Below are 2,880 nucleotides of genomic sequence, written 5' to 3' on the forward strand. Positions count from 1 at the left end.
CGGGGTGGAGCAGCCCGGTAGCTCGTCAGGCTCATAACCTGAAGGTCGTAGGTTCAAATCCTACCCCCGCAACCAAATTCCTGCGCGTTTCCAAACGCTTACGCGCCGCCCTCTGGGGCGGCGTTTGCGTTTGAGCCCACCGTGGAAGCACTGTGGAAGCAAGAGGGGACGAAGTCCTTCATACCGCTTCGTAAATCGGTGCCTGCGATGACCGTTGCTTCCAGTGCGGCTCGATCATTGTCATTACGTCGATGGACGATCAGACTGTTCCCTTGCCGAGGGAGATGATGCCGCTCAGTTCCTCATCCTGCGCCACAAATTCTTGCTCCCTTGCCTCCTGGTAGCAGATCCACCGGAAGCCGCCGTTCTCCACACGGTTGAAGACATAAAAGCTGGTTTCTTGGGGCTGCTGGGGCGCTCCAAGCCGGAAGAACGGGAGGGCCCGGCACATCGTGCGGCTATTCTGTCCCCAGAAAGCGAGAGCGCCAGTCTTCACCTGCCTATCGACTTCAACCTGCCTTGCTTCGAATGTCGGGTCACTTCCTGCTAGCAGGTCGACCTTGTACCGTAGACCCGTATCCGTCACCTCGGCCATCCCGGGTCGGACGAGCTGAACGGCGCGTAGCAATGACGCAGTCGCCTCATAAAGGTCACGGACCTGCTGCTGGAGCTCGCGGTCTAGGCGCTCGGCATCGCTCGCCTTCAGATGCCCACCGTGGCCTTTCCAGCTGTTGCGGAAGCGCCGTGCCACATCCAGAGGTTCGGTGGCTTTGCCAAGGCCGCCAAGTGTGCTCGCAACCTGCACCAGCTCAGGACCGCCGGTCTCGATGGCGATCGCCCTCAACTCCTTATCGCTCGTAATGCGGGCTGTATCCTTCAGGCTTGCCCCGGCTAAGCCGATCCAGAAGCCGAAATCAGCGCGCTCGATCCCGGCGCTACCAGCTGGGTGGAGCCATTTTGCAAGCACGTCCGGCCAGTCCTGCCGCAGGGCCTTGACGTGGCTAGCACCGACAGCTGCGAGGTAAACAGCGAACATCTCAAAGAAGTGAAGCAGCGTCTCCAGACGTTCCTTCGAAACCGTTGAGACTTGGTAGCGCCGGTATATCGTGGCAAGCGGATATGGGAGCTCGCGCCACCAGTCGGCAATCCGGCGCTCGATGTCGAGCACCGCTTTTAGTGCGTCAACCCGTTCAGCCACTTCGGTAAGACCGGTCCAGTCCTGCTCTAGGGTCGCTTGCATATCGCGGAAGGAAGCCTGCAGCAGACCAATATCGCTATCGACGCGCGCGATCCGCTCCTGTGTTGCGAGATCGGGAACCGCAAGCTCCAGAGACAGAAGCGCATCAATGCTGACGCGCTGGATTGTAGCCCCGCTCGCGATCCCGCTCCGGAGATGCCGACCGTATGGGCTGTTCAACAGCTGGGCGAGAAAGCGTGGGTTTGCCTCCTTGGCGTTGATGATAAGGCGATAGACCGACCGCGGCTTGACCGTTTGCTCTTCAAGATCAGCCGTGACGCGACTACCGGCGTATTCCGGTACGAACAGCAGCGCGGTGGCGTGAAAATCATCCGGCAGCGGCCGGTCAGCACGCTCCACCCGTTCATCGGCAAGCATAGAGCGGATCGTCCTCAGCTCGTGCCGTCCGCGTGGCGTCAACTTGCGTATCAATCGCTCGTGCTCAAGATCCATGAAGCTGCGCTGGTCATCCGCAGAGAGCCAAGCCCAGACTGCGCCCGGCTTTCGGACCGGCCCTGTCTTCAGAGCCGCGACTATTGGAGCCACGTCTTCCTGTCCTCGAAGCGCGCCAACCAGCTTTTGTTCCTGCTCGTGGCGGCGGAATACAATGAGCGTGGCCTCGATATTCGTGCCCGCAAGCGCGCCTGGCGCTAGGTCGATCACGGCGGCAAGATGCAGCCCATTCTTCGCCAGCGCGGGAAAGGTCGAGCGCGCCCGTCTGTTGGCAAGAACTCCCCGGGCCGTAATCCAGCAAAGAAGTCCGTCGTCGGAAAGGTTTGGCGCTAGGGCTGAGACTATCTCACTCCCAAACCCGTCACCGCCATTGCTCCTCAAACCTATTGGGGGAGCGCAGATCATGGTGTCGAACTGTGCGTTGGCAGCTGGCACAGGGATGCCGACCGAAACCGAGGCCGATGTATCTGCCAGGAGAACATTGAGCACATCTGCGAACTGTGCATCACGCGAAAACACCGATATCTCTGAACCTTCGGTGGCGGTAAGGCCTGCAACCCGTAGCCTGTCGTCGGCCGTGTACTCCAGCACCCGCGATGCCTTCTCGCCAGAGGCCAGTGAGCAAACGAAAAAGGCAAGTGCTGCCTCGAGCGCGCTATCTGCGCTACCGAAATTTTGGCCTGCATACTTGCGTACGACAGTGAGGGATTCGGTGATATCCAGCCCCGCCTCCCGAGCATGACTTGCAATCTCGACGGGATTGACGATGCGGCCTGAACCGCGGGCTGTATCGATTATGGCACTGAGCTTTCTTTGTGCGGCCTCATCGTTCATGCCATCCCTCCCTTCCATCTTGGTCTCCGGCGCTTCATGCGAATTGAGTATCAGCGGTCGTTTGAAGGCGTCAGAAGTTTGCTTCGGTCCGTCCGATGTCATGCCACGCGAGCAAGACTTAGAAGTTCCGGGTTTGGAAGTAATAGGCGATATCCTGCATGCTTTTTCCCGCCTACTTTGCGCAAAGAGTGCCTAAACATAGCGATGCATCGCCCTAACGTTGCTCGATAAATACGCTGCACTCCTTCGAGTGAGACATGAGGTTGTCGATCCCGGCGGTTGACCTGCCCCAATGAAGTGGTCCGGTTTCAGTCTTAGTGCATAACGGGTCTGGTAGCTACGGTTGGGGTGGCCGG

The 2,880-nt window shown here is 59.3% G+C and carries 1 protein-coding gene; it reads right to left on the minus strand.

All coding sequences use genetic code 11. The features are described from left to right. Positions 1-259: 259 nt before the first annotated feature. Positions 260-2,524, minus strand: coding sequence for a hypothetical protein (locus tag AB6A69_RS16235; protein WP_371061568.1), 2,265 nt, complete (start codon positions 2,522-2,524; stop codon positions 260-262). Positions 2,525-2,880 lie beyond the last annotated feature (356 nt).

This window comes from Rhodosalinus sp. 5P4, assembly GCF_041365695.1.
GTDB lineage: Bacteria > Pseudomonadota > Alphaproteobacteria > Rhodobacterales > Rhodobacteraceae > Rhodosalinus.

What these genes read in the sequence shown, in the direction of transcription:
- AB6A69_RS16235 (WP_371061568.1), bottom strand. Translation starts at nt 2,524, where the DNA reads ATGAACGATGAGGCCGCACAAAGAAAGCTCAGTGCCATAATCGATACA.